The following is a 25,248-nucleotide window of genomic DNA, read 5'->3' as shown; positions in this document are numbered from 1 at the left end:
GTTACGCGGCTTGGCGCAGGCTTGCGATATTGTGCAGCGTGGCGGCACAGGCAAGGGCCACCTCGCGGCCCTTGATGCGGAAATGGCTGCGGAAGAAGCTGCCATGCTCTTCATGTTCATGGAAACGATGTGGTGTCAGCACACAGCTCAGCACCGGCACGCTGGTGTCGAGCTGCACCCGCATCAGCCCGTCGATCACCGCCGCCGAGACAAAATCATGGCGGTAGATGCCGCCATCCACCACAAAGCCGGCGGCAACAATGGCGTGATAACGCCCGCTCTGGGCCAGCAATTTGGCCTGAAGCGGGATTTCGAACACACCGGGTAGTTCATACCGATCGATGCAGCGTTGCGGCAGCCCGGCTTGCACCATTTCAGGCAGGAAAGATTCCCAGGCCTGATCGACGATATCGCGATGCCAGCAGGCCTGTACAAAGGCCACACGCGGTTCGGCTGCGGTTTTGGTATTCACGCTTGAAAGTTCCAGGCGCTGATTCATGGGGGCTCCTTTTGCCAGCCAGAATCAGGGCGCACGGCCATAACGGCATGCCAAGCCGGCGGCAGGCAACGCCGCAGGCCAGGGCCTGTCGCTTGTACCGCTCTCTTCCATCCGGACTATGACCGTCGGCCCTGGCATCGCACCAGATCTGCTGACCCCGGCTGCCGAATGAAAGCGGCCAGGCGCTCGCGGGCTCATGCCGGACCGAAGCCATGGCATATACCGCCGGTGGGGACTTTCACCCCGCCCTGAGAACGTTGGCCGCCGGACCATCCGGCGACCTAACCAATGTTAGAATGCGTATGCGATGGTGGCAAGCCCCGCTCAGGTGAGGCCCGGCACAACCTCGCCCTTGATCTGGCGCGAATGGCCGCGAAACAGGCCGACCAGCTTGCCATGCTGGTCGCGCAATTCGATGTCGTAAACACCGCTGCGGCCGCCGCCGGCCATTTCGCGCGCCTCCGCAGTGAGCACCGCATCATGCGGCACCATGGCCAGGAAGCTGATATCGGCGCGCTGCGCCACCGCAGCTTTGTTGTAGGAATTGCAGGCAAAGGCAAAGGCGGAATCGGCCAGCGTGAACATGAAGCCGCCATGGCAGATGCCATGGCCGTTCAGCATGTCGGGCCGCACCGCCATGCGCAGGCGGGCGCGGCCCGGGCCGATATCGAGCAGTTCGATGCCCAAACCCCGCGTGGCGGCATCGGCGGCATACATGGCGCGGCCCACTGCCTCGGCCACCTGCTGCGGGTCTGCCTGCTGCGGGTTTGGTGTCATGCCTTCTGGCATTCTTACTGGCCGGTGAACTTGGCCGGGCGTTTTTGCAGGAAGGCGGTGACACCCTCTACAAAGTCGCGGCTGCGGCCGGCGACGCGCTGGGCCTCAAGCTCCACTTCAAGCTGTTCGTCGAGCGAATTGGTCTGCGACTGGCGCACAATCTTGCGGATCAGGCCGAGGCCCAGCGTCGGCCCGTTGGCAAGCTTGAGCGCGATGGCCTGAGCGGCGCCGAGCAATTCGGCATCCTCGACGCATTTCCAGATCAGGCCCCATTCTGCAGCCGTGGCCGCCGGCAGCTTTTCGCCCAGCATGGTCATGCCCAGGGCGCGGGCCGAGCCGGCGAGGCGCGGCAGAAACCAGGTGGAGCCGGCATCCGGCACCAGGCCGATATTACAGAAGGCTTGCAGGAAGGTGGCGGACTTGGCGGCAATCACGATATCGCCGGCCAGCGCCAGGCTCATGCCAGCGCCCGCCGCCGCACCATTCACGGCGCAGACGATGGGCATACGATAGCCGTTCATCTTGCGGATCACCGGATGGTAGCGATCATGCAACGCAACGCCCAGATCAGGCGGGCCATCGCCCTGGCCGAGATCGCCGCTGGCCAGATCGGCACCCGAGCAGAAGCCGCGGCCGGCGCCGGTCAGCAGCACAGCGCGGCTTTCGCCGTCATTTTCAATCTCGCGCAAAGCGGCCAGTAATTCGGTCATCAATTCGGCGCTGAGCGCATTGAGCCGCTCGGGCCGGTTCAGCGTGATAGTGGCGACGCGGTCTTTTTTATCAACCAGCAAGGTGGCGTAGGCCATGCGTTTCTCTCCCGGACAGGCTTTTTCAAACGCATGTTAGCCGAGGCTGTGCGGCAGCAAAAGCCTGCCGTCACGGCAAGGCGCGGCAGTAGAGGGTTAGCCGCCGCCGGCCGGGATGCCGATTTCACGCTCGGTGATCACGCGGTCGCGCCCGGCATGCTTGGCAGCATAAAGCGCATCATCGGCACGTTGCACCAGGCCGGAAAGCGGCTCGCCCGGGCGGTATTCGGCCACACCTACGGAGATCGTGACCCGGCCAAGCTCCTGGCCGCTGCTGCGTTTCACCAGCTTGCGGGCGCTGATGCCGCGGCGGATCGAGTCGGCCAAGCCATGTGCCTGATCCAGCCGGGTGAAGGGCAGCAGGATGGCAAATTCCTCGCCGCCATAACGCGCTGCCACATCGCGGCCCTTCACATTATCGGCCAGCATGCGGCCCACCAGTTGCAGCACGGTGTCGCCGGTCTGGTGGCCAAAATTATCATTGAAATGCTTGAAGTGATCGATATCCAGCATCAGCAGCGACAAAGCCGCATTATCCTGCTGTGTCTCGCGCACCAGCAGGTGCATCGCCTGCTCAAAAGCCTTGCGGTTGGCCAGGCCGGTGAGCGGATCGGTGAGAGCCTCGCGGCGGGCCTGCTCAAAGCCGCGCCGCAATTCGGTCACTTCCGCCGTGGCTTCGGCCAGGCGGGTTTCCAGCTCCTTGTTGCGCTCCTGCATGGCGCGGGTTTCCAGCAGCATGGCATCCACGATGCCATCCACCTGGGCCGGGGCGGTGGCCGGCTCGGCATCCAGCTTGTCGGAGAAACGCTCAAGCTGGTCGCCATAGGCGCGGGTGGTTTCCTCGGCGCTGCCGATATGGTCGCGCAATTCATCCATCACGGCATCCAGCTTGTCTGCTGCATCACGCGAGGCATGAAACAGCCGGGCAGGCGAAAGATGCTGCTCATACAGCGCACGCACCACTTCGGGCGTGAAAGCCTGATTGGCCGCTACCAGGGCATCCATGGCACGGCCCAGGGCATGATCGCGGCCGGCATGATATTCATACCAGACGGTGAAATGCACCGGGGTGGGCGGGATGCCATGCCGGGCCATGCTGGCCACGGCCGCATGGGCAAATTCCGCCGCGCGCTGCATGTCGTCGTTCAGCAAACCAATCCTCCGGATAGAGGCTGCATTGTGGCGGCAACAACCTGGGCTTGGCAACGCCGTTGGCGCCGATTCAGAAAGATTTCGTCACAATGTCATATGCGGCGAAAGTTTAATCAGACTCCGAGATAACGATGCTGAATATCCGGGCTGGCGGCCAGTTCCGGCGACGAGCCCTGCCACACCACGCGGCCTTTTTCGATCACATAATGGCGATCGGCCAGCCGGGTCAGCGCTTCCACATTCTTGTCGACGATCAGGATCGATTGCCCGGCGGCCTTGAGCTGCGCGATGCAGGCCCAGATTTCCTGCCGGATCAGCGGCGCCAGGCCTTCGGTGGCTTCATCCAGGATCAGCAGATGCGGATTGGTCATCAGCGCCCGGCCCACCGCCAGCATCTGTTGCTCGCCGCCGGAAAGCTGGTTGCCCATATTGCCGGCACGTTCAGCGAGGCGCGGAAACAGCGCCACCACCTTGTCATACGTCCAGGGCTGGGCCGCGCCGCGCCGGTTGGCTGCGGTCGCAATCAGATTCTCGCGCACACTGAGATTGGGGAAAATCTGCCGCCCCTCCGGCACCAGGCCGATGCCGATCTTGGCAACACGATAAGACGGATAGGCGCGGATATCATTGGCGCGAAACCGGATGCTGCCGCTGGCCGCCGGGGTAAGGCCCATGATCGAGCGGATCGTAGTGGTTTTGCCCATGCCGTTGCGGCCCATCAGCGTCACCACTTCGCCGGCGCGGATTGCCAGATGCATGCCGAACAGCACCTGGCTGCGGCCGTAGAAGGTGTTGATGCCATCCACTTCCAGCAGGCTAGTCATGGCTGGGCCTCTGCGCCGAGATAGGCTTCGCGCACATCGGCATTGGCGCGGATTTCCTCCGGTGTGCCGGTGGCGATGGCGCGGCCATAAACCAGCACGGTGATGCGGTCGGCCAGCGCAAACACCGCTTCCATGTCATGCTCGATCAGCAGGATCGAAACACTGCCTTTCAGTTTCAGCAGCATCTGCACCATGCGTGCCGAATCATCCGGCCCCATGCCAGCCATCGGCTCGTCCAGCAGCAAAAGCTTCGGCTGCGTTGCCAGCGCCATCGCCAGTTCAAGCTGGCGGTGTTCGCCATGGCTCAGCGCATTGGCGGGAATATCGGCACGCTGGTGCAGGCCCACCAGTTCCAGCGCCCGCAAGGCCGGTGCGCGCAGGGCGGCATCATCGGCCACCGGGCGCCAGAAGCGGAAGGAATGACCGTCATGCGCCTGCACCGCCAGGGCAACATTCTCCAACGCCGTGAAGGCCTGGAAGATCGAGGTGATCTGGAACGAGCGGGCAAGGCCGAGATGCGAGCGTTTATGCACCGGCAGCGCCGTGATGTCGTGGCCGAGAAAGCGGATGCTGCCGGCATCGGGCTGCAATTCGCCGATCAACTGGCCGATCAGCGTGGTCTTGCCGGCGCCGTTCGGGCCGATCACCGCATGCACTTCGCCGGGCCGGATATCAATCGAGAAATCATCGGTGGCGGTGAGGCCGCCGAAGCGTTTCACCAGGTTGTTCACCTCAAGCACCGGCGTGTTCATGCCTGCCTCCGCTGTTGCAGCCACACCACCAGCCAGACCAGGCCGGCAGCAGCACCCAGCAGGGCGGCGGGGATGCCCCACATATCCTCGTAATACAGGTGGATGCCATGCAACAGCACAAAGCCGGCCAGGATGCTGAGCAGTACGCCGCCATGGCCGCGCTGGATGGCGCCATCGATGCCGCCACGGGCGAACAACACCACCAGCACCAGCATCGGGCCGAAAAACAGTTTCCAGTATTCGGTATAGCTGGAGAGGATTTCCTCCAAGGCCAGGAAAGCCACGGCGCCGAAAAGTGGCCCGAACAGGCTGCCCATGCCACCCAGCACCACCATCACGATCAGGTCGCCCGAGCGGGTCCAGTGCATCAATGCCGGGCTGACAAAATCGGTATGGTTGGCCAGCAGCACGCCGGCCAGACCGCAAACCGTGCCGGCGATGACAAAAGCCGCCAGCTTGTAGCGGAAGACCGGAAAGCCGATGGCGGCCATGCGGCGATCATTGCTCTTGGCACCTTGCAGCACCATGCCGAAGCGCGCGCGCACCACGCGATGGGTGAGGAACAAGGCCAGGCAGAGCAAAGCCCAGCACAGATAATAGAAGCTGGGCCGGTGCTTTAGATCAATCAGGCCGCCAAAATCCGAGCGGCGCAGGATGGTGAGGCCGTCATCGCCGCCATAGGCATAGGCGCCATTGCCCATGTAGTAGACCAACTGCGCCAGCGCCAGCGTGATCATGATGAAGAAGATGCCGCGTGTGCGCAGTGACAGTAGGCCCATGAACAACGCCACCAGGGCTGACATCAGCAAAGCCACCGGCCATTGAATCCAGGCGGCGAATACCTCGTGCTTGGCCAGGATGCCGACGCTGTAGCCGCCCACGCCGATAAACGCCGCATGGCCGAAGCTGACCATGCCGCCATAGCCGAGGATGAAGTTCAGCGACACGGCGGCCAAAGCCAGGATGACGATGCGGGTGAACAGGGTGAGCAGGAACGGGTCGCTGAAGACCTGCGAGGCGGTGGGCACCAGCGCCAGCAGCGCAAGCAGCAGCAGGGCGACGGCGGTGCTGACGGAGAAAGGTTTCTGCATGGTCAGCGCCCGATGCTGGAGCCGGGTGCCGGAAACAGCCCGGCCGGGCGCAATACCAGCACGCCGGCCATCAGGATATAAACCAGCATGGAGGAGAGCGACTGCGCCAGGAAGCCGGCCTGCGACGGATTGAGGAACTGGCCGAGGATTTGCGGCAGGAAGGCGCGGCCCATGGTTTCCAGCACCCCCACCAGCACGGCGGCGATGAAGGCGCCGCGGATCGAGCCGAGGCCGCCGATGACGATGACCACAAAGCACAGGATAAGCACATTGTCGCCCATGCCGATCTGCACCGTGGCAATCGGCCCGGCCATCAGCCCGGCCAAAGCCGCCAGGGCCGAGCCGAGGCCGAAGACCAGGGTGAAGAGCAGCTTGACATCGATGCCGAGCGCGCCAACCATTTCGCGGTTCGAGGCGCCGGCCCTGATCAGCATGCCAAGCCGGGTTTTCTGCACCAGCAGATACAGCACCAGGGCGCAGAGCAGGCCCATGGCGATAATGGCGAAGCGATAGGTGGGATAGGGCAGGCCGGGCAGGATTTCGATCTGGCCGGCCAGGATGGCAGGCAGTTCAATCGCCATGCCGCCGGCGCCAAAAACCAGGCGGGCCAGTTCGTTGAAAAACAGGATCAGGCCAAAAGTCGCCAGCACCTGATCCAGATGGTCGCGGGAATAGAGATTACGCAAAGCAACATATTCGGTGACCACGCCGAGCAGCAGGCCGGCCGGCAAAGCCAGCAGCGCGCCGATATAAAAATTGCCGGTCCATTGCACAAACACGGCAGCGAAATACGCGCCCATCATGTAGAGCGAGCCATGCGCCAGATTCACCAGATCCATGATACCGAAGACCAGGGTGAGGCCGGCAGCCAGCAGAAACAGCAAAAGGCCGATCTGCAGGCCATTGAGGAATTGCTCTAGAATCAATACCGACATGATGGGCGCGGGGCGTTCCGGTTAGGGGTTCATTTCATCAGGCATTTGGCGGCATGCACATCCTGATGCGCCGTCAGCACAGTGCTGATGGTGCGCAGGTCATAGCCGCCATCGGCCGTTTTATACACTTCCTGCTGATAGATATTCTGGATCGGGAAGTGGTTGTTGCCGAATTTGAACGGGCCGCGCACGGAATCGAATTGCGCCGCCTTGAGCGCCGCGCCAAGCGCTGCCTTGTCCTTCACATTGCCTTTGGTGGCGGCCACAGCCGAGGCGATCAGGTTGATCGTGTCGTAACTCTGCGCAGCATAGAAGGTCGGGCTGGAACCATGCTTCTTGCGGAAATCGCCCACCAGCTTCTGGTTGGCGGCATAGGGCAGGTCCGGCCCCCAGGTCATCGCCAGATAGGTATCCAGCGCGGTGTCCTTTTGCAGTTTCAGCGACACGGCATCCACGGTGAAAGCCGAATAGAGCGGCACTTCCGCCTTCATGCCGGCCTGGCTGTATTGAGTAAAGAACTGCACGCCCCAGCGGCCGGGAAAAAACACGTAAACCGCATCCGGCTTGGCGGCGCGGATTTTGGAAATCTCGGCCGAGAAATCGAGCTGATCAGGCCATTTGGTCATGTCCTGGCCCACCACCTGGCCTTTGAACAGGCTTTTGACGCCATTGGCGCCATCCTGGCCGGCGGCATAATTCGGCGCCACGATGTAAAGCTTGCGTGCGCCCTTCTGGTTCAGCAATTCGCCCACGCCCATATGCGGCTGGTCATTCTGCCAGGAAGCCGAGAAGAAATACGGATTGCAGGCTTCGCCGGCCAGTTGCGACGGGCCGGCATTGGCCGAGATCAGATAGGTCTGGCTGTCGGTGGCGGCTTTGTAGGAAGCCAGCAGCACATTCGACCAGATATAGCCGGCGAGGAAATCCACCTTGTCGCGCTGAAGCAGCTTTTCGGTCTTCTGCTTGCCCACTTCCGGCTTCTGCTCGTCATCCTCAAACACCACATCCAGCGCCACGCCGCCGGCCTTGCGGCCGAGATGCTCCAGCGCCAGTTCCACGGCCTGTTTCATATCCTGGCCATAGGCGGCATTGGGACCCGAGAGGGTGGTGACAAAGCCGATCTTGATCTTCTTGCTCGGCTGCGCTGCGGCAGGCTGCGCGGCAAGGCCCAGGCCCAGCATCGACAGGGCGGCAAAGGCCGGCAAAAGACGGGAGGGGGAGGAAGGACGCGGCGGCATGACTGGCTCCTACAGGAATGAAAGGCGGCGCGTTGGCTGGCTGTTAAAAGCTGCCCAATGCTGCCGTTGGTGGCTTCAAGCCCTGCGGATGTTTCCCCCTGGCCGATACGTTACGGATGAATGATGTTTAACGCAAATGGCGGCCCGGCTATCCCTTGCGGGGCCGGGCCGCCATGCACAATCGGCTTACTTCATGGTGCATTTCTTGGCATAGGGGTCCTGGAAATCCTTCAACACGGTGCTGACGGTGCGGATGTCGTATTCGGTTTCCGACACCTTGTAGACTTCCTGCTGGTAGATGTTGTGGATCGGGAACTGGTTGTTGCCGAACTTCATCGGGCCGCGCACGGAATCAAACTTGGCGGCCTTGAGCGCGGCGCGCACTGCTTCCTTGTCCTTCAGGTTGCCCTTGGTGGCCACCACCGCCGAATTGATCAGGTTGGCGGCGTCATAGCTCTGCGCGCCGTAGAAGGTCGGGCTGGAGCCATGCTTTTTCTTGAAATCGCCCACCAGCTTCTGGTTGGCGGCATAGGGCAGGTCGGGCGCCCACCACAGCGTCAGGAAAGTATCCAGCGCCAGGTCCTTTTGCAGCTTCAGCGTAACTGCGTCCACGGTGTAGGTGGAATAAAGCGGGATGTCCTTCTTCAGGCCGGCCTGGGCATACTGGGTGTAGAATTGCACACCCCAGCGGCTCGGGAAAAACACAAACACCGCATCCGGCTTGGCGGCGCGGATTTTGGAAATCTCGGCCGAGAAATCAAGCTGGTCGGGCCATTTGGTCATGTCCTGGCCCACCACTTCGCCCTTGAAAGTGGCCTTCACGCCATTCACCATATCCTGGCCGGCAGCGTAGTTCGGCGCCACCAGATAGGCTTTCTTGGCGCCCTTCTGATTGAGCAATTCGCCCATCGCCATGGTGTTCTGGTCATTCTGCCACGAGGCAGCGAAGAAATACGGATTGCACATCTCGCCGGCAAGCTGCGACGGGCCGGCATTGGCCGAGATCAGGAAGGTCTGGTTATCCACCACCGGCTTGTAGGAAGCCAGCAGCACATTCGACCAGATGAAGCCGGCAACAAAATCCACCTTGTCGCGCTGCAACAGCTTTTCGGTCTTCTGCTTGCCTACTTCCGGCTTCTGCTCGTCGTCTTCATAAACCACTTCCACCGGGATGCCGCCCATCTTCTTGCCCAGATGTTCCAGCGCCAGGTCGAAGGCATTCTTCATGTCCTGGCCATAGGCGGCATTCGGGCCCGAGAGGGTGGTGACAAAGCCGATCTTGATCTTCTTGTTGGCCTGGGCCGCCGCGTCCTGCGCCAGGAAAGGCAGGGCAGCCAGCGTCAGCGCCGAGGTCATGCGCAGCAGCGTGGAAAATGTCATCGTTTCTCTCCCGTTGCGGCCAGGGCTGCATGGCCCCGCCATTATGAATTACCCGATCAGCCCGATGCGGCGTGCTTATCGCAGCACCTATCGACGCAAAACCTAGCGGCAGCAGCGCGGCAAGTCCACGCCAAGACCGATCACGTCAAGCCAGGATTTGAGAGAAATCACCCCCGGCGCCGGTGAACCCGACGCACATTTATAGCCACCCCTCCCAAAGCCGCCTTCACGGCCTTCGCTGCATTATAATGCAGGCATGGTGAGTGGTGAAGCAGTATTTTGCTTTCGTTTGAGGCGGCGTAACCCGCCTCACTCCAGCCAGGCAAAGGCGGCGCCGAGCATGGCCTGCACGCCGGTTTTGAGCGTGGGGTGCAGTTGTGGGGCGAAGAAGGGTGAATGGTTCACCGGCAATGGTTCGCCCTTTTCCTGCGCCGCCTGCCAGATGGCGTGATCGGTGCCGCCGACCAGCCAGAAGACGGATGGTACGTTCCAGGCAGTGCCGAACAGGCCAAAATCCTCGCTGCCGGTGAGCGGCTCGGGCAAATGCAGCGGCGCCAGGCCGCTATGCAAAGCCATGCCGTCCATGGTCTGGGCGGCGGCGGCCTCGTCGTTGATGGTGACCGGGAACTGGCTGATCACGGTGAATTCCGGCGGCTTCGGCGCATTCGAGGCGGTGGCTTCGGCTTCCACGATGCGTTTCACCGAGGCCAGCACACGCTCGCGCACCTGCTGTTTGAAGCTGCGCACATTGAGGCGCAGGATCGCCTCATCCGGGATCACGTTTTCATTCAGGCCGGACTGGATGGTGCCAACTGTCACCACGGCGCTATCCATCATCGCCACTTCGCGGCTGACGATGGTTTGCAGCCGCAGCACAGTGGCCGAGGCCATCACCACCGGATCGACGCTGTTCTGCGGCTGCGAGCCATGCGCGCCGCGGCCAAACATCTTCACTTCAAAACTATCCGCCGCCGACATCGCGGTGCCGGCGCGATAACCGACCTGGCCGGCCGGCAGCGGCACCAGATGCTGGCCCAGGCAAACCGTGGGCTTGGGGAAACGCTTCACCATGCCATCGGCCAGCATGCCGCTGGCGCCGGCGCCGATCTCCTCGGCCGGCTGGAACACCGCCATCACCGTGCCGCGCCAGCTATCGCGGGTTTCGCTGAGGATTTTCATCACCGCCATCAGCCAGGTGACATGCATGTCATGGCCGCAGGCATGCATGATCGACACTGACTGGCCGAAGCGATCCACGCCGCTGGCCTGGCTGGCATAGGGCAGGCCGGTTTTTTCCTTCACCGGCAGGCCGTCCATATCGGCGCGCAGCAGAATAACCGGGCCGTCGCCATTTTTCAGCAGGCCAACCACGCCGGTCTTGCCGATGCCGGTATGCACCTCGGCGCCGCAGCGTTCCAGCCAATCTGCTGCGATCCCAGCAGTGCGCACTTCCTGCAGCGACAATTCCGGATGCGCATGCAGGTCAAGATAGATGCGCTCCAGCTCGGGCAGCAATGCGTCGATCAGGCTGTAGGCATGGGCCGAGCGCTGCGCGGTTTTCAGATTGGTGGGCTGGGCGGTCATGCGGTTCTGTCCTCAGGCGAAGGGTGAAAAGGCGGGCGGCTGGCCGGGCTGGGCGCGCGGCAGTCCAAAACGTGCCTGGCAGGGGCGGTCATCACCCAGCAGGCTATCAAGTTGATCCAGCAGGGCCAGGATGGTCTGGCTGATGCGCAGGGCATCGGGGGCGGGCAGGGCGTCGGGGGTTTCGATCAGCGGCAGCAGCATCTCGATGCGGCGCTGCACGCCACGCGCCTCGGGCGGCATCTGGCTCAGATCGGGATCGCTATCGCACCAACGGCACATGGCGCCAGCTTGGCAGGCTTGCGGGCGCCGCGTCAACAATCAGGTTGCAGGCCGCGGCCGGTTCACCAGATGGATACCCAAGCCCACCAGCAGCAGGGCCAGCAGCAATGCCAGGGTGAGCGGTTCACCCAGCCACAAGGCGCCGATGGCAACGCCAAAAAGCGGCGTGAGAAAACTCAGCGCCGAAAGCCGCGAAGCCGGATAGCGCGCGATCAGGCCGAACCAGATCATGTAGCTGACGCAGGCAATCACAATGCTCTGGAAGGCCAGCGAGCCGATGGCGAAACGGCTCGGGCTGGCCATGCCGCCTTCGCCCAGCGCCAGCGAGGCCAGCGGCAGCAGCAGGGCCGAAAGGCCAAGCTGATACAGCAGGGTTTTGCCGGGATGAATCCGGGTCAGCACGCTGGCCTTGATCACCACCGTGGTGGCGGCCCACAGCAAGGCCGCGCCGAGCAGCAGGGCATCGCCAAACAACTCGTCGGGATTGGGCACATGCAGCGCATCGCCGAAAGCCACCAGGATGCCGGCAAAGGCGCAGAGCAGCCCGGCCAGCTGGGCGCGGCCTATCCGTTCGCCCGGGATCAGCCAATGCGCGCCCAAAGCCACCCAGAACGGCGCGGTATAGAGCAGGATGGCGGCGCGCGAGGCGGTGGTGAATTGCAGGCCGTGATAGATCAGCGCAAATTCCAGCGCGAACAGGCTGCCGGCCAGCAGCCCGGCGCGCAGCGAGCCGTCACGGCCAAACAGCGCCACGCCGCGCCAGCCGAGCCAGGCCAGCACCAGCAGGCTGGCGATGGCGGAACGCAGGCCGGCTTGCAGCAGCGGCGGAATTTCCGGCGTGGTGAGTTTGATCACCACCTGCTGCACACCCCACAGGAAACACAACACCACCATGGTGGCGATGGAAAGCGTATCCAGCCGATCATGCTGCTGTGTCATGACCGGCATTATTCCCCGGTCTTGGCGGTGTCAGCAGGCTGGTAGAATTGCGGCAACTGGTCGCGCACCACGCTGCTGGAAACCGCCCAGGAATGGCAGCCATTGAGGAAGAACGGCCGTTTGCCATCGGCGCCCCAATCCTGGTTCACCGCCCGGTTGGCCGGCTCGGTGCCGCCGGCGGTGGTCTGGAATGCCACCGTGGCCATCACATCCAGCAATTCCACCATATGGGTGCAGCCCTTGATCCCGCCCAGGCGGCGGCGCACTTCATTGCGCCAGCCGGCGCCAACGCGCAGGCCCAACAGGCTCTGGAAATTCGGCGCCACCTCGCGGCAGGGCATGTAGGGCGCCTCGTCGGTCACCGCTTCCACGCCGCGCACGATCATGTCGTCATCCAGTGTCAGGCGCAGGCTCATGTCATGCACCGGGCGGCCCGGCGGCATGGTGCCGCGATAGAATTCCTCATATTCGTAGGCTTTGGTGTCGCGGATATGGGCTTCTATATCCCACATGCCGTCATCACGGCGGAAGCCCTGCGCTTCGATGGCGCGGGTATGATAGTGCCGGCGCGGCGCCGGAGGGGAAAGCGGCATGGGGTTCTGGCCTGATTTTACGGTCTGGGTTATCCAACCCATATACCGCAAGGCGGCGCCCGGCAAGCCAACCCGTAACGCTGTTTTTTTATCCGCTAGCGCGTCGGCCGGGGATATTTGTCCACCACCTGGCGCAGACCGGCCAGCAGCGCCGGGCCGCTTTCCGGCGGCATGGCGCCAAAACTGATGGCGCAGACCAGCTTCAACGCCGCCCGATGCGCCGAGATGGCTTCCTGGCTGTAGGTTTGCGCGGCGCGCAGGCGGTAGAGCAATTCGCACAGGCTGTCGGCGGCCTGGGTGATGATGTCATGGCCGAAGCTGCCGCCCAGATCGCGGATATGGCTGGCCTTGATATAGGCCGCCTCGTTGGCCTCGGCATTGTCGCGCTCGGCTGCCAAGCGGGCCAGGCGCCGGTCCAGTTCATCCAGATCAGCCGCCACCCAGCCGAAATACTTCTCCTGCTCGGCGGCGATAAAGGCTTCCGCCGCCGCCAGGGCATCGCCGGCACTTTTGCCGCCATCGCGCAAGGCCAGGCGCGAGAAGCGCGATGTCACCGGCAGCAGGGTGGCGGGTTTGGGGCGTTGCAGCAGCATCACAGCCTCGCCAGGGCGGGATCAACGCTGGCCACCGGCAGCATGGCCGGTGCTATCTCGGCGCCGGTGGCGGCAGCGGCCGGGGCCTCCGGCAGCGCGATGCCACGCCGCTCGCGCGGCATATTGCGCTCATCACGCTTGAAGCGGCGATCGGGGCCGACATAACTCTCGGCCATCACATAAGGGCGCGGGTCTTCCGCCACCCAGAGCAGGCGATCATAAAGCTGCTTCGGCGCAATCGGCTTGGCCAGCACAAAGCTGGTGCCGCAATCACGCGCGCGTGCCACATTGCGCTCCTGGGTATGGCTGGTCAGGGCGATGATCGGTGTATAGCGGTTCTGGTTCAGGTTATCGGCGCGCACCTGGCGCACCAGATCAAAGCCATCCAGCAGCGGCAGATAGCAATCGCAGAATAGCAGGTCGTAGGCGTGGTGGCGGGTCAGGTCCAATGCCTGGCTGCCGGTTTCCGCCGTCGTGATATGGCGCGCCCCAAAAGCCTGTAGCACACCTTTCAACAGGCTCTGGAAATACGGGTTTGGATCGGCGACCAGAAAGTTGAGGCTGCCCAGATTGAGGCTCTGAAGAGTCATGACGCTAAATCCTTCGCCTGCCACATTGGCCGACGCTCGGATCAGCATAGCCACCAGGCTTGGCGCAACCTAGAGGCAACATTCCACACAATTAAAACGGATTGTGATTGAATGTGACGCCGTTCCATATTGCGGGACAAGTCAGCTTCCCTTACGCGAGCGGCTCAGGGCATAGATCGCGCCACCGGCGAGCAGGCCCCAGAAGGCGCCGCCGATGCCGTGGAAGCTGAGGCCGGAAGCGGCCACCAGAAAGGTGATCACTGCCGCCTCGCGGTCGCGGGCATCGGCCAGGGCGCCCATCATCGCATTGCCGAAGGAACCCAGCAAAGCCAGGCCTGCCACCGCCTGGATCAGCAAGGGCGGCGCGGCGATCAGGAAGGCGGTGGCCAGCCCGGCGCCCAGGCCGAGCAGCACATAGGCGAGGCCGGCCACGGTGGCGGCCCAGTAGCGCCGCTTCGGATCGGGATCGGCTTCCGGGCCGGCACAGATCGCGGCAGTGATGGCGGCCAGGTTCACCGATATGGCGCCAAAGGGCGTGGCCGCCAGGCTGAACAGGCCGGTATCGCGGAAAAGCGGGCTGGGATCGGGGTGATAGCCATTGGCTTGCAGCACGGCATAGCCGGGGATGTTCTGCGACGCCATGGTGACAATGAACAGCGGCAGCGCAATGCCGGCCAGCGCGGCGAAGGAGAATTCCGGCAGCACCAGCACCGGGCGCGGCCATAACGTGGCCGGATCAAGCGTGATCGGCGGCGTGGCCAGCACAATCAGCACCACCGCCACCAGCACCGCCACCGGCACCGCCCAGAGCCGTTTCCAGCGCGCCATCAGCGCCCAGCTCAGCACAATCGGCAGCCCGAGCCAGGGATCGGCCGCCACTGCTTTTACCGGCGCCAGGCAAAGCGGCAGCAGCACGCCGGCCAGCATGGCATTGGCCAGCGGCGCCGGGATCGCCGCCACCCAGCGGCCCAGCGGCTTCCACAGCCCGGCAATCACGATCAGCAGGTTGCAGATCATGAAGGCGCCCACCGCCAGGGCAAAATTGCCGCCTGCCGCATCCCCGGAAGCCGCCAGCAGGGCAGCGCCCGGCGTGGTCCAGGCGATGCTGATTGGCATGCGATTGCGCAGCGAAACCAGGATCGAGCACAGCCCCATCGCCAGGCTCAGCGCCATTAGCCCGGAAGGCGCCTGGGCCGGGCTGGCGCCAACCGCAGTGAGGCCCTGCACCACCACGGCAAAGGACGAGGCAAAGCCGACAAAGGCTGCCAGCAGACCGGCGGCAATGGCATGGGAGGAGGGCGGGCTGAACATGGGTAAATTTCGTGTGGCTGGTTGTGGAGATGCTGATGGCTGGCTGAGCAGACTTTGCCGCCTACCCGGCAGGAAATATCCTAAACAAAACTAACCATAACCACAAAGCACCGGAAATCCGCGCCGGCACGGGTTGGTTATGCCTGGCATGGTTCCTGCTGCCGTTGCTGCGTCAAAAAAAATCGCAGGAAAACCCATGCCCGGCATAGCCATATCAAGCCTAGAAAATTTCACCCCGCTCAGCGCCGTATTGCAGCCGGTAAAGCTGTCCGACGAGCAGATGGCAGAGTTCCGCCGCCTCTTGGAACAGCAATACCAGGAGCCGGTCAATTTGCAGGATCACCCGTCGCAGCAGGTTTATGCCGAGGTCAAGGTGAAGGGTAAGGTGGTTGCCACGCTCTACAACAGCGGCGCCATGATGTGTTCCAACGCGATGGCGTCGAAGCTCAACGGGTTGCCACAGATTGGCAATCCGCAAGGCAGCGGGCCGGCACTGGCCCAGGCCCGCGCCGAAGCCATTGCGCGCGCGCTTGGCGGCAGCATAGAGAAGGGCGATGCTGCCATGACAGCAGCGCAATATGCCAAAGTGCCGCCGATCCAGTTCCGCACCATGCCGGCCATGATGGAGCAGGATCTGGAACAAGCCAGGCTTGCCGCCGCCAAGGCGGTCAGCAGCGCCACATTGCTGCAAGCGCAATTGCTGGAAGCAGCAGCGGGCGAGCGCGCCTGATCAGGATGCTGGGCGAGGCGGGGCAGCTTACGTGCCAGCCTCGCCCGGTGCGATCACCAGGCTGGTATCGGCATGGTCGAGCTGGTCGGCGATGATGGCCGGCGGAGCAGCCTCGGTCACCATGATGTCAAAGGCGGCGAGGTCGCATACCTTGATCAGGCCGGATTTGCGGAACTTGCTGCTATCGGCCAGCAGGATCACGGTTTCGGCCAGCGGCATCATCACCCGCTTGAACTCGGTCTCGAACAGGTCAAAATCCATACAGCCATGGTCGGGGCTGACCGCCGCCACCGAGATGACGCAGTAATTCGGCGTGAATTGTGAAGCGAAGCGGATCGCATCGGCGCCGATCAGGGTCTGGTCATCCACGCGCAATTCACCGCCGGGCAGGATGACGCGGTGGCGCTGGCCGGAAGCCGAGAGGATTTTCGCCACTTCCAGCGACAGCGTGATCACCGTAAGGCCGCTGCGCAAGGCCAGTTGCCGTGCCAGGAAGCAGGAGGTGGAGGAATTGTCGAGAAAGACAGTGGATTTGTCGGCAATCAAGGCAGAGGCGGCAATGCCGATCAGGCGTTTGGCATCGGCCATTTCACGCATGCGGCGCTGAAATGGCGCCTCGGTGCGCTCCTCGTTGAGCCGCACGCCGCCATGGAATTTCTCCACCAGGCCCTGCTGCGCCAGATAGCGCAGGTCGCGGCGGATCGTCTCGTCCGAAACCTGAAACTGCTCGCTCAGATCCTGGATCGAGGCCGACTGGGTTTTTTGCAGCCATTCGGCAATATTCTGTTGCCGGATATTCAGTGCTACGCCCTCTCGCATATCGATTTTCCGCCTTGGATATCGCTTATAGGTCGAGTGCCTGCCCGGTGCCGGCATTGAAAAGCCGCGCCCGGCTTCTGTCAATCAAAAGGCCAACCCGGGCGCCAACTGGCGGCACACCTTCCACCGGCAGCCGCGCCGTGAGGCGGTCGCCGCCAACGCGGATATCGGCCAGCGCTTCGGCGCCGAGCAGTTCCACCCGCTCGATCTCGCCGGCCATGGTGGCCTGCTCCAGCGCGGTAAGGGCGATTTCCTCGGGCCGCACACCCAGCAGCACGGCACCGGCTCCGTTGCCGCCGGCAAGTCCGAGCGGCTTGAGGAAGGCAGGATGCGACAGGCCACCGGCATCAAGCTGGCAATGCAGCATGTTCATTTCCGGCGCGCCGATGAAGGAAGCCACGAAAGTGTTGCTGGGCCGGCGATACACCGTCATCGGCTCGTCAAGCTGCTGGATGCGGCCATCATGCATCACCGCGATGCGGGTGCCGAGTGTCATCGCTTCCACCTGGTCATGCGTCACATAGATCACAGTGATGCCGAGTTCGCCATGCAGGCGCTTCAGTTCAGCACGCATGCGGCCGCGCAATTTGGCATCCAGGTTGGAAAGCGGCTCGTCGAACAGGTAGACCTTGGGCTTGCGCACCAGGGCGCGGCCGATGGCAACACGCTGGCGCTGGCCGCCAGACATTTCTTTTGGCTTGCGCTGCAACAGCTCGCGGATATTCAGGATATCGGCCGCCTCCAGCACGCGGGCCTCGATCTCGGCCTTGCTCAAGCGGGTGGTCTTCATCAGGCCGAAGGCCATGTTCATATAGGCAGTCATATGCGGATAGAGCGCATAGGACTGGAACACCATGGCGATGTCGCGCTTCTGCGGCTCGGTCTCGGTCACATCCACGCCGTCGATCAGCAGCTTGCCTTCGGTAATGTCCTCCAGCCCGGCCACCATGCGCAACGTGGTGGATTTGCCGCAGCCCGAGGGACCGACCAGCACCATAAAATCCTTGTCGGCAATTTCCAGATCGAGCGCCTGCACGGCGGTCTGGTTGCCATAGCGTTTGGTGATGCGTTGCAGGGAAACGGTGGCCATGGAATATCGTCCTTACTTACTTGAGACCGGCATGCATGAAGCTGTCGACAAAGCGGCGCTGGAAAATCACGAAGAGCAGCAGCAGCGGCGACACCACCATCACGGTGGCTGCCATCAGCCGGGTCCAGTCGGCGCCGCTATCCGATTTGGCCAGCAGGCCGAGGCCGATTGGCATGGTGCGCACCGCTTCCGAATTGGTCACCAGCAACGGCCACATATAGTCGTTCCAGTGTGTCACCACCGAAATGATGCCGAAGGCGATCAGGGTGGGGCGCACCAGCGGCAGGTAGACATGCCACAGCGTGGCGAAATGGCCGCAGCCATCCAGCTTGGCGGCATCGCCCAGTTCGGTCGGCACCTGGCGGAAGGATTGCCGCAGCATGAAGGTGCCATAGCCGCTGGCGACAAACGGCACCACCATGGCCGGCAGGCTGTTGAGCAGGCCCATTTCGCGCACGGTGACGAAGTTGGTCAGGAAGATGGCGTAGATCGGAAACATGATTTGCAGCAGGAACAGCCCGAAGATAAAATTCTTCCCCGGGAAGTTCAGCCGCGCGAAGGCATAGGCGGCGAGTGAGATGGAAACCAGCTGCGTGGCCAGGATGCTGCCGGTGACAATGATCGAATTGAGCAGATAGGTGCCGAAAGGCGCCACTGCCAGCGCGGCGGGATAATTCTCCCAGATGAAGCTTTGCGGCAGGATGCCGGCATTGGGATCAAACACCTCGATGCGGCTTTTCACCGAGGTGATGAGAATCCAGGCCAGCGGGCTGAGCCATAACAGCGTGACCGGGATCAGCACCAGATGCAGCCAGTTGCGCTTGAAAAGTTTCAGCATGGCTCAGCGCCCCAGGTAATGTACGCGCCGACCGATGGTCGAGGCGATGATGGCGATCAGGCCGCCGATGAACAGCAGCAGCATGTTGGCGACTGTGCTGGCGAAGCCGATATCCTGATACTGGAAGGCATTCTGGTAGATGTAGAAGGTCAGCACATTGGTGGCATCGGCCGGGCCGCCCAGCGTCATCACAAACACATAGTCGAAAATCTGGTAGGAATGCAGGATGCCGATGACGATGACGAAGTAGATTGTCGGCGAAATCAGCGGGATGGTGATGTGAATCAGCTGATGCCAGGCCGACACACCATCCAGCTTGGCGGCTTCATACAGGTCGCGCGGCACAAGCTGGAGTGCGGCCAGCAGGATCAGCATGAAATAGCCGGAATATTTCCAGATGCTCATCACGATGATGGCCGGCATCGCCCAGTCGGATGAATAGAGCCATTCCAGCTTGGGCAGGCCGAGGAAATCCATCATGCCGTTGATCGGGCCATAACCCGGCGCATAGAGGAACACCCACACCATGCCGGCGGCCACCGAGGGGATCATCACCGGATAGAAGAAGGCCGAGCGGTAAATCGCCATGCCGCGAATTTTGCTATCCAGCGCCACAGCCAGCAGCAGGGCGCAGATCAGCGCCAGCGGGATGGTGATCAGGGTGTAGAAGGCGGTGTTGCGGAAGGATTTCCAGAACAGATCATCCTGGAACAGGCGCTCATAATTCTCCCAGCCCAGGTAGATGATCTTGCTGGAGCCCAGCATCACATCGTGAAAGCTGAAATACAGCGACCGCAGGATCGGCCAATAGGTGAAGGCGGCGAGGAAAACCAGCGAGGGCAGCAGCATGATGGCTGCCACCAGGGCTTCGCGCGTCGGGGCCGATAGGATGCGTCGCATGCGAAAAAACCAAAACGGAAAGAGGAAGTGGAAGGAAATCCCCGGCCGGCGACGGAGGTGGCGCCGGCCGGGGCGGGAGGTTTAGCCGCGGCGACGCATCAGGCGCTGAATTTCCTGATTCGACTTGGCATTGGCTTCCTTGAGGGCAGCACCCGGCGCGATTTCACCCGCCAGCGTGCGATCAAGCGCGCTCTTGAGGAATTCGCGCACCTTGTGATAGCCCGGCACTTGCAGGAAGGCGCCGGCATAGGCGGCCTGATCCAGCGCCACCTTGGCCGCCGGCACTTCGCCGACGAACTTCTTCAGTTCGGCGCTTTCCCACGACGATTTGCGCGCCGCGATATAGCCGGTGGCCTGGCACCATTCGGTCTGGTTCTTGGTGTTGGTCATCCAGCGCGCGAAGGTCCAGCTGGCCTTGAGATGCGCTTCCGGCTGCTTCTTGGCCAGGAAGATCGGGCCGCCGCCGATGGTGGCGCCGTAGGTCTTGTTCTTCGGCATGAAGGCGACGCCCACATCGAAGGGCGAGGATTTGCGCAGGTTGGTCAGCGAGCCGGTGGAGTGATACAGCATGGCAGTGCGGCCGGCCATGAAATCATTGGCCGAGCTTTCCCAGGTGGAAGCCGCCGGCATCACGCCCGCCTTCACCATCTTGACCCAGAATTCCAGGGCGTCGACGGCTTCCGGCGCCTCGAACATCACCTTGTCCTTCTGCCACGGCACCAAGCCGTTCTGGCGCACATAACTTTCAAAAATCCAGTCATGCCAGCCGCCGCCGATGGTCAGGCCCCACTGGGTCACGTCGGCGCCGCTGCGCACTGTCAGCGCCTTGGCGGTTTCCAGCAATTCGTTCCAGGTATCCGGCACCTTGGTGATGCCGGCCTTGGCGAAGGCGGCCTTGTTGTAATACAGCACCGGGGTGGAGCATTGGAACGGCAGGCCGTAGAGTTTGCTGTCGGATTCGCAGATGCCGAGGAAGCCGGGCAGGAAATCCTGATAGATGTCGTCGGCCTTGGCCAGAGCCGTCACATCGGCCAGCGCATCCATGCCCAGGAAGGTCTGAAGCGCGGAATTGATCGGCAGCCAGGTCGCCGGCGGCTCGCCCACGCCCAGCGAGGTCATCACCTTCTGCTCGGTGTTGTCGTAGCTGCCAGCGTAGATCGCCTCCACCTTGATCTTCTCATGGGCGGCGTTGAATTCGTTGATCATGCCGGTGACGATGCGGTTGATGTCGCCCGATACGCCGATCGGGTACATGAATTGCAGCTTCACCACGTCATTGCCCTGCGCCAGCAGCGGGCTTGCGCCAAACATGCCGGCGACGGAAACCGCAGCGGCACTGCCCTTGAGGAAATGCCGCCTGGAAATGTGGAAGTTTGTCGTCTTCATCGCGTCTGTCCCTTTTGGTTATGTCCGTCTTAGCCAGTCCTGGTACGCCACTCATCCAGCCGCCGGAGCGGGTGTTCCCAGGCGGGAACAGCACATTCCGTGCCATGCTTTACGGTTTGATGACTCTATGATGAAATTTGTGCGTTTATTTGGTTTTATCCCCCCAAATTCCGACTGTTTGTGTGGAAACAATCGGTATTTGCCTGAAATGTTAGCCGCAATTTTAGTCAAAATGCCACAAAATAAATCTCGCATAACGGGTTCAGACCGCTTATTTCCTGTCTGACATGGCTGGAAATACGGCCAGCCCAGCCAGTTTGTGGAGATTTGCCATGCTGATTGCCCAGATCACCGATTTGCATGTTACCCGGGCGGGGGAATTGCTCGCCGGCCGCGTCGATACAAGGGCGGCGTTGAATAAATGCGTGGCCCGGCTGGCCCGGCTGGAGCCACGGCCAGACCTGCTGCTGATCACCGGCGACCTGACCGAGACGGCAACCGATGAGGAATATGCCTATCTCAAGGCGGCCTTGGCGCCGCTAGGGCTGCCGTATTATGTGGTGCCGGGTAATCACGATGATCGCGCCACGATGCGCCGGGCGTTTCCCGGCATGGCGGCGGCTGAGGCCGGGGCGGAGGATGCGCCTTTCTGCGTCGCGGCGGCGCAGCCGGATTGGCCATTGCGGCTGATCGGGCTTGATTCCATCGTGCCGCGCCGTTCCGAAGGTGCGCTCTGTGCGCAGCGCCTGGCCTGGCTGGCGGCGCAGCTGGATCAGGCCGATGCGGCGCGGCCGGCGCTGATCTTCATGCACCATCCGCCTTTCCGCACCGGCATTGCGCCGATGGATGCCTGCGGCCTGTTACAGGGGCTGGACGAATTCCGCGCCCTGGTAACGGCCAAGGCCGGGCGCATTGCCGGCATTCTCTGCGGCCATGTGCATCGGGTGATTCATGCTGCCATTGGCGGCGTGCCGGTGCTGCTGGCGCCATCCTCGGCGCACCAGATCACGCTCGACCTGCGCGAAGCGGCGCCGCTGGGCTTCTGCCTGGAGCCGGCCAAAATCGTGCTGCATGATTGGCGCCCGGAAACCGGCCTGGTTTCCAATTACGTCTATATCGACGATTTCCCGGGGCCATACCCGTTCAAATAACGGGCAACAAAAAAAGGCCGGAGCATTGCTCCGGCCTTTCTTTTGCTGCGGCTGATGCCGCTTGGATCAGAACTTGACGCGCAGGCGGGCCGAGGTGGTCCACACATCCAGATCGGTACGGCCGGCCGAGAGATAGGCGGCTTCCACAGTGCCCGAGAAAGTGTTCGAGCCGTAGAAATCGAAGCCGACACCAAGCTGGGCGCCCATATCGTCGTCATGCGAGAAGGTGCCGTTGGACAACGCCACCGGTGCATTCTTCTCAAAATCATACTCGCCGATCACCTTCACATAAGGCATCACCGAATCAAAGGCATAGCCGACGCGGCCGCCGGCCGAAATACGGCCCAGCTTGGTGGTGCTGCCCACCACGGTGGCGCCGGTCGAGTCGACATGGCTATCCGACTTTTCTTCGAGATACAGCACACCCACCTTCGGCATAACGCGCAGGCGGCCAAAGCCATAATCGCCGTTCAGGTTACCCGCCACGAACCAGCGTTCGGCGTCAAACGAACCACGGATGTTGGTGTTGCGCACCACGTCATAATCAATCGTGCCATAGCTGGCCGCCAGATCGACGCTCCAGGCATTGGTCAGCGAGAAGCCGATATACGGCGTGATCGAAAGGCCGGTGCCTTCGGTGCTGCCGTTGTTGAACGCGGTGGTGAGATCAAGCGATTCGTAGCCGAAGGCCACACCGGCCACCACGCGGTCAGACAGCATGTAATCCAGGCCGGCAACAAGATTGTAGACCGAGCCATCAAACAGCAGGCCAGCCTGGTTGTTGTCGATGGTGGAATAGGCACCCTGCATCCAGGCGCCAAAGCGCTTGTCGCCCGCGCCGCCGGCGCGGCCGGCATCGCGCGAATTGAGGAAACTCCGCTGCTGACCGCCGCTCGGGCTGAAGCCGCCGCCGCCGCCAGACGGTGAGAAGCCGCCGCCGCCGCCGCCGCTGAAGCCGCCGACCGCGCCGCTGAAGCCGCCGCTGACCGCGCCGCTGATGATGCTCACGGTCTGGCCCGCAGCGATTGGGGAGGCAACCGCCGTGGTCGCCTGCACCGAAACGGCGCCACTATTGCTCACATCGGAAGCGGCGAATGCCGGCGCTGCGGCCATCATGCCGAAGCCGGCCAAGGCAAGGAAAAGCTTGCGGATCATAATCTGGGGTCCCCCGCTGTATATCTTTGAACAAAGGGCGCGTTTCTCGCCCACTTTGCAACTCCAGCATGGAGACTAAACGAATTTGCCGATTTTCGTCAATATTGCTGTTGGCAAATTAAGCTGCCGATAAAATATTCACTAAGCTGTAATGTGGATGGTGCCGGGTGAGGGGATTGAACCCCCGACCTTCGGTTTACAAAACCGCTGCTCTACCGCTGAGCTAACCCGGCTGGGCCGGGGCCGTTTCTAGCCAAGCTGCCAGCATTCGGCAAGGGGGCAGCCCCGCTCTGTGCCTCAGGCGGCGACAAAGCTGCGCAGGCGGCTAATCAGACGCTGGCCCAATTCGCCGCCGGAGCCCTGCACCTTGTTGCGCGCCACGGTATCCAAGGCGGCAGCATAGCCGCTGATCAGGGCGGCATCGCGCTCGCCGATATTCTGTCTATTGCGCAGGAAGTTGCACAACTCATTGGCGATTTCCGTTGCAAGCGGGTAATCGAAGCTGCTGCCCTGGCCCTTGATGTTATGCGCCAGGCGGAAAATGCGCTGACTGATTTCCGCCGCCAGTTCGGGGCGTATGCGGGCATTACGCGCATCCAGCGTAATCTGGTGCGCGGCATCGGCCAGGAAGCGCTCGAATTCGGCGCGCAACCGGGCCAATGTGGCCAGGGCATCGGCCATTTCCGCCGCAGTTACATTTTCATTTTCGGATTGCCCGTCGTCATTGCTGTTCTGGCGTCGGTCGGGGCCGAAAAACGGGCGCTGGCTGCGGCGGCGATCCGGGCCGGAATAGGCATCGTTATGGATAAAATTGCGGCCATGCAGCAGCGCGGCGCGCAGCTTGGCTGAAACCTGCGCCGGCGATAGCGGTTTGACCAGGAATTCCGAGGCGCCGGCATCACGGGCCGAAGCCACCCGCCAGCTTTCGGCATGAGCGGTCATCACCACCACCGGTAATCTGCGTATGCGGCCATCGCCGGCTATGCGCAGCCTTTGCAGCAATTGCAGCCCGGTTTCGCCGTCCAGCTCCCAGTCAGTGAAGATCACGTCGACTGGCCTGGATTGCAGCGCGGTAAATGCTTCATCCACCGTGGCGGCCAGCAGCACGTCGCGCACGCCGAGATCACGCAGCAGCAGCCGAACCAGACGCCGCATGCTCTCGTTGTCGTCTACCACCAGTATTGTCGCGTTCCGAATCTGCATCTTACCTGTCGCATGTCAGTGCCGCTGCTTTACTAACGCGCCCGGCTGCGGCCAACGAACTTTGCGTTAACAGGCGCTCCGGTTAGCAAAAAGTAACGTTCTGCGGACTTTTTTTGCGGCTAGTAGTGCGGCGCACTAACTGCATTTTGCATTTTCGGTGAGCCACCATGCATGCATTGTTGAAACGTTTTCGCCTCCGCCTGTCTGCGACGGTCCTGGTCTGCGGACTGGCCTTCGCTGTGATACAGGCGGCCGGTGTGGCCTTTGTGCTGTATTACGAGCGCAACGAAGCGCTGGATAATGCGAAGCGCGAGTTGGAAGGGCGTTCACGCCTGCTGGCGGCGCATACGCAGCAGATACTTACCGCCGCCAATATCGTGCTGGAATCGGTGGCCGATGATGTGCGCCGCGCCGATGCCCGCACACCGGAGCAGTTCCGGGCCATGATGGCCGGGCGTGATACCTACGAGCGCCTGCTGCAACGCGCCGGCGTGGTGCCGCAAGTGGATGTAGCAACCGTGGTGGCATTGAATGGCGACATTCTGAACTTCACCCGTAGCTACCCGCCGCCGCCGATCAATCTCTCCGACCGCGACTATTTCAAGGCGCATTTCCGCGGTAGCGGGCTGGCGC

The 25,248-nt window shown here is 62.4% G+C and carries 27 protein-coding genes, 1 tRNA gene and 1 riboswitch; of the genes, 3 read left to right on the top strand and 25 right to left on the bottom strand.

Annotated elements, in window-relative coordinates:
- Position 1: 1 nt before the first annotated feature.
- From KBB36_RS13235 to KBB36_RS13155, 17 genes are all read right to left on the bottom strand, one after another.
- Positions 2 to 499 (bottom strand): 6,7-dimethyl-8-ribityllumazine synthase, encoded by a 498-nt coding sequence (locus KBB36_RS13235; protein ID WP_290981524.1) that lies wholly within the window; start codon positions 497 to 499, stop codon positions 2 to 4.
- 95 nt (positions 500 to 594) lie between these two features.
- A riboswitch (FMN riboswitch) is annotated at positions 595 to 759 on the bottom strand.
- A 64-nt stretch (positions 760 to 823) separates the two neighbouring features.
- Positions 824 to 1,276 (bottom strand): hydroxyphenylacetyl-CoA thioesterase PaaI, encoded by a 453-nt coding sequence (gene paaI, locus KBB36_RS13230; RefSeq protein WP_290981511.1) that lies wholly within the window; start codon positions 1,274 to 1,276, stop codon positions 824 to 826.
- Positions 1,277 to 1,290: 14 nt separating this feature from the next.
- Positions 1,291 to 2,082: an enoyl-CoA hydratase-related protein gene (locus tag KBB36_RS13225; protein WP_290981508.1), complete on the bottom strand. Its 792-nt coding sequence runs from the start codon at positions 2,080 to 2,082 to the stop codon at positions 1,291 to 1,293.
- A gap of 96 nt (positions 2,083 to 2,178) precedes the next feature.
- A complete protein-coding gene (locus KBB36_RS13220) occupies positions 2,179 to 3,234 on the bottom strand; it encodes a diguanylate cyclase (RefSeq protein WP_290981505.1) in 1,056 nt (351 codons plus the stop codon).
- 113 nt (positions 3,235 to 3,347) lie between these two features.
- On the bottom strand, positions 3,348 to 4,049 hold the full coding sequence (locus tag KBB36_RS13215; RefSeq protein WP_290981577.1) for an ABC transporter ATP-binding protein: 702 nt from the start codon (positions 4,047 to 4,049) through the stop codon (positions 3,348 to 3,350).
- Positions 4,050 to 4,054: 5 nt separating this feature from the next.
- A complete protein-coding gene (locus KBB36_RS13210; protein WP_290981502.1) occupies positions 4,055 to 4,810 on the bottom strand; it encodes an ABC transporter ATP-binding protein in 756 nt (251 codons plus the stop codon).
- Entirely contained in the window at positions 4,807 to 5,901 is a 1,095-nt protein-coding gene (locus KBB36_RS13205) for a branched-chain amino acid ABC transporter permease (protein WP_290981500.1), read from the bottom strand. Before KBB36_RS13205 ends, KBB36_RS13210 begins: the two co-directional genes overlap by 4 nt.
- A gap of 2 nt (positions 5,902 to 5,903) precedes the next feature.
- The gene (locus tag KBB36_RS13200) at positions 5,904 to 6,836 is read right to left on the bottom strand and encodes a branched-chain amino acid ABC transporter permease (protein ID WP_290981499.1); all 933 of its coding nucleotides are present in this window, start codon (positions 6,834 to 6,836) and stop codon (positions 5,904 to 5,906) included.
- Between the two features lie 29 nt (positions 6,837 to 6,865).
- Positions 6,866 to 8,074 carry an ABC transporter substrate-binding protein gene (locus KBB36_RS13195; protein ID WP_290981496.1) on the bottom strand — a complete coding sequence of 403 codons (1,209 nt, stop codon included), beginning with the start codon at positions 8,072 to 8,074 and terminating at the stop codon, positions 6,866 to 6,868.
- Positions 8,075 to 8,260: 186 nt separating this feature from the next.
- Positions 8,261 to 9,454 carry an ABC transporter substrate-binding protein gene (locus KBB36_RS13190; protein WP_290981493.1) on the bottom strand — a complete coding sequence of 398 codons (1,194 nt, stop codon included), beginning with the start codon at positions 9,452 to 9,454 and terminating at the stop codon, positions 8,261 to 8,263.
- Between the two features lie 309 nt (positions 9,455 to 9,763).
- Positions 9,764 to 11,038 carry an amidohydrolase gene (locus KBB36_RS13185; protein WP_290981490.1) on the bottom strand — a complete coding sequence of 425 codons (1,275 nt, stop codon included), beginning with the start codon at positions 11,036 to 11,038 and terminating at the stop codon, positions 9,764 to 9,766.
- A 12-nt stretch (positions 11,039 to 11,050) separates the two neighbouring features.
- A complete protein-coding gene (locus KBB36_RS13180) occupies positions 11,051 to 11,317 on the bottom strand; it encodes a hypothetical protein (protein WP_290981487.1) in 267 nt (88 codons plus the stop codon).
- Between the two features lie 39 nt (positions 11,318 to 11,356).
- Complete coding sequence (locus tag KBB36_RS13175) at positions 11,357 to 12,256, bottom strand: DMT family transporter (RefSeq protein WP_290981484.1); 900 nt, start codon at positions 12,254 to 12,256, stop codon at positions 11,357 to 11,359.
- Between the two features lie 8 nt (positions 12,257 to 12,264).
- The gene (locus KBB36_RS13170) at positions 12,265 to 12,849 is read right to left on the bottom strand and encodes a DUF2889 domain-containing protein (RefSeq protein ID WP_290981481.1); all 585 of its coding nucleotides are present in this window, start codon (positions 12,847 to 12,849) and stop codon (positions 12,265 to 12,267) included.
- Between the two features lie 95 nt (positions 12,850 to 12,944).
- A complete protein-coding gene (locus tag KBB36_RS13165; protein WP_290981478.1) occupies positions 12,945 to 13,442 on the bottom strand; it encodes a hypothetical protein in 498 nt (165 codons plus the stop codon).
- Positions 13,442 to 14,032, bottom strand: a complete 591-nt coding sequence (locus KBB36_RS13160) for a response regulator (RefSeq protein ID WP_290981475.1) — start codon at positions 14,030 to 14,032, stop codon at positions 13,442 to 13,444. Before KBB36_RS13160 ends, KBB36_RS13165 begins: the two co-directional genes overlap by 1 nt.
- A gap of 141 nt (positions 14,033 to 14,173) precedes the next feature.
- Positions 14,174 to 15,343 carry a benzoate/H(+) symporter BenE family transporter gene (locus tag KBB36_RS13155; protein WP_290981472.1) on the bottom strand — a complete coding sequence of 390 codons (1,170 nt, stop codon included), beginning with the start codon at positions 15,341 to 15,343 and terminating at the stop codon, positions 14,174 to 14,176.
- 196 nt (positions 15,344 to 15,539) lie between these two features.
- On the opposite strand from KBB36_RS13155, the gene KBB36_RS13150 reads away from it, so the two are divergent.
- Positions 15,540 to 16,073 carry a hypothetical protein gene (locus KBB36_RS13150; RefSeq protein WP_290981470.1) on the top strand — a complete coding sequence of 178 codons (534 nt, stop codon included), beginning with the start codon at positions 15,540 to 15,542 and terminating at the stop codon, positions 16,071 to 16,073.
- A gap of 27 nt (positions 16,074 to 16,100) precedes the next feature.
- On the opposite strand, the gene KBB36_RS13145 is transcribed toward KBB36_RS13150, so the two are convergent.
- The 5 genes from KBB36_RS13145 to KBB36_RS13125 all read right to left on the bottom strand — a co-directional run bounded on the left by KBB36_RS13145 (position 16,101) and on the right by KBB36_RS13125 (position 21,106).
- A complete protein-coding gene (locus KBB36_RS13145) occupies positions 16,101 to 16,892 on the bottom strand; it encodes a DeoR/GlpR family DNA-binding transcription regulator (protein WP_290981467.1) in 792 nt (263 codons plus the stop codon).
- 25 nt (positions 16,893 to 16,917) lie between these two features.
- Entirely contained in the window at positions 16,918 to 17,982 is a 1,065-nt protein-coding gene (locus KBB36_RS13140) for an ABC transporter ATP-binding protein (protein WP_290981464.1), read from the bottom strand.
- A 16-nt stretch (positions 17,983 to 17,998) separates the two neighbouring features.
- Positions 17,999 to 18,820 carry a carbohydrate ABC transporter permease gene (locus KBB36_RS13135; RefSeq protein ID WP_290981461.1) on the bottom strand — a complete coding sequence of 274 codons (822 nt, stop codon included), beginning with the start codon at positions 18,818 to 18,820 and terminating at the stop codon, positions 17,999 to 18,001.
- A gap of 3 nt (positions 18,821 to 18,823) precedes the next feature.
- The gene (locus KBB36_RS13130; RefSeq protein ID WP_290981458.1) at positions 18,824 to 19,720 is read right to left on the bottom strand and encodes a carbohydrate ABC transporter permease; all 897 of its coding nucleotides are present in this window, start codon (positions 19,718 to 19,720) and stop codon (positions 18,824 to 18,826) included.
- Positions 19,721 to 19,801: 81 nt separating this feature from the next.
- On the bottom strand, positions 19,802 to 21,106 hold the full coding sequence (locus KBB36_RS13125) for an ABC transporter substrate-binding protein (protein ID WP_290981455.1): 1,305 nt from the start codon (positions 21,104 to 21,106) through the stop codon (positions 19,802 to 19,804).
- A gap of 332 nt (positions 21,107 to 21,438) precedes the next feature.
- Here KBB36_RS13125 and KBB36_RS13120 point away from each other — a divergent pair, with 332 nt between their 5' ends.
- A complete protein-coding gene (locus KBB36_RS13120) occupies positions 21,439 to 22,257 on the top strand; it encodes a phosphodiesterase (RefSeq protein WP_290981453.1) in 819 nt (272 codons plus the stop codon).
- Positions 22,258 to 22,323: 66 nt separating this feature from the next.
- On the opposite strand, the gene KBB36_RS13115 is transcribed toward KBB36_RS13120, so the two are convergent.
- From KBB36_RS13115 to KBB36_RS13105, 3 genes are all read right to left on the bottom strand, one after another.
- Positions 22,324 to 23,412 carry an autotransporter outer membrane beta-barrel domain-containing protein gene (locus tag KBB36_RS13115; protein ID WP_290981450.1) on the bottom strand — a complete coding sequence of 363 codons (1,089 nt, stop codon included), beginning with the start codon at positions 23,410 to 23,412 and terminating at the stop codon, positions 22,324 to 22,326.
- Between the two features lie 158 nt (positions 23,413 to 23,570).
- Positions 23,571 to 23,645 (bottom strand) — tRNA-Thr (locus tag KBB36_RS13110).
- A gap of 64 nt (positions 23,646 to 23,709) precedes the next feature.
- Positions 23,710 to 24,615 carry a response regulator gene (locus KBB36_RS13105; RefSeq protein WP_290981447.1) on the bottom strand — a complete coding sequence of 302 codons (906 nt, stop codon included), beginning with the start codon at positions 24,613 to 24,615 and terminating at the stop codon, positions 23,710 to 23,712.
- Between the two features lie 179 nt (positions 24,616 to 24,794).
- Here KBB36_RS13105 and KBB36_RS13100 point away from each other — a divergent pair.
- The coding region (locus tag KBB36_RS13100; RefSeq protein WP_290981444.1) for a hypothetical protein at positions 24,795 to 25,248 on the top strand (454 nt) is incomplete at its 3' end.

This window comes from Ferrovibrio sp., assembly GCF_017994015.1.
Classification (GTDB): domain Bacteria; phylum Pseudomonadota; class Alphaproteobacteria; order Ferrovibrionales; family Ferrovibrionaceae; genus Ferrovibrio.
Note: the sequence above shows the minus strand (reverse complement) of the source record. Positions and strands in the feature narration are given on the sequence as shown.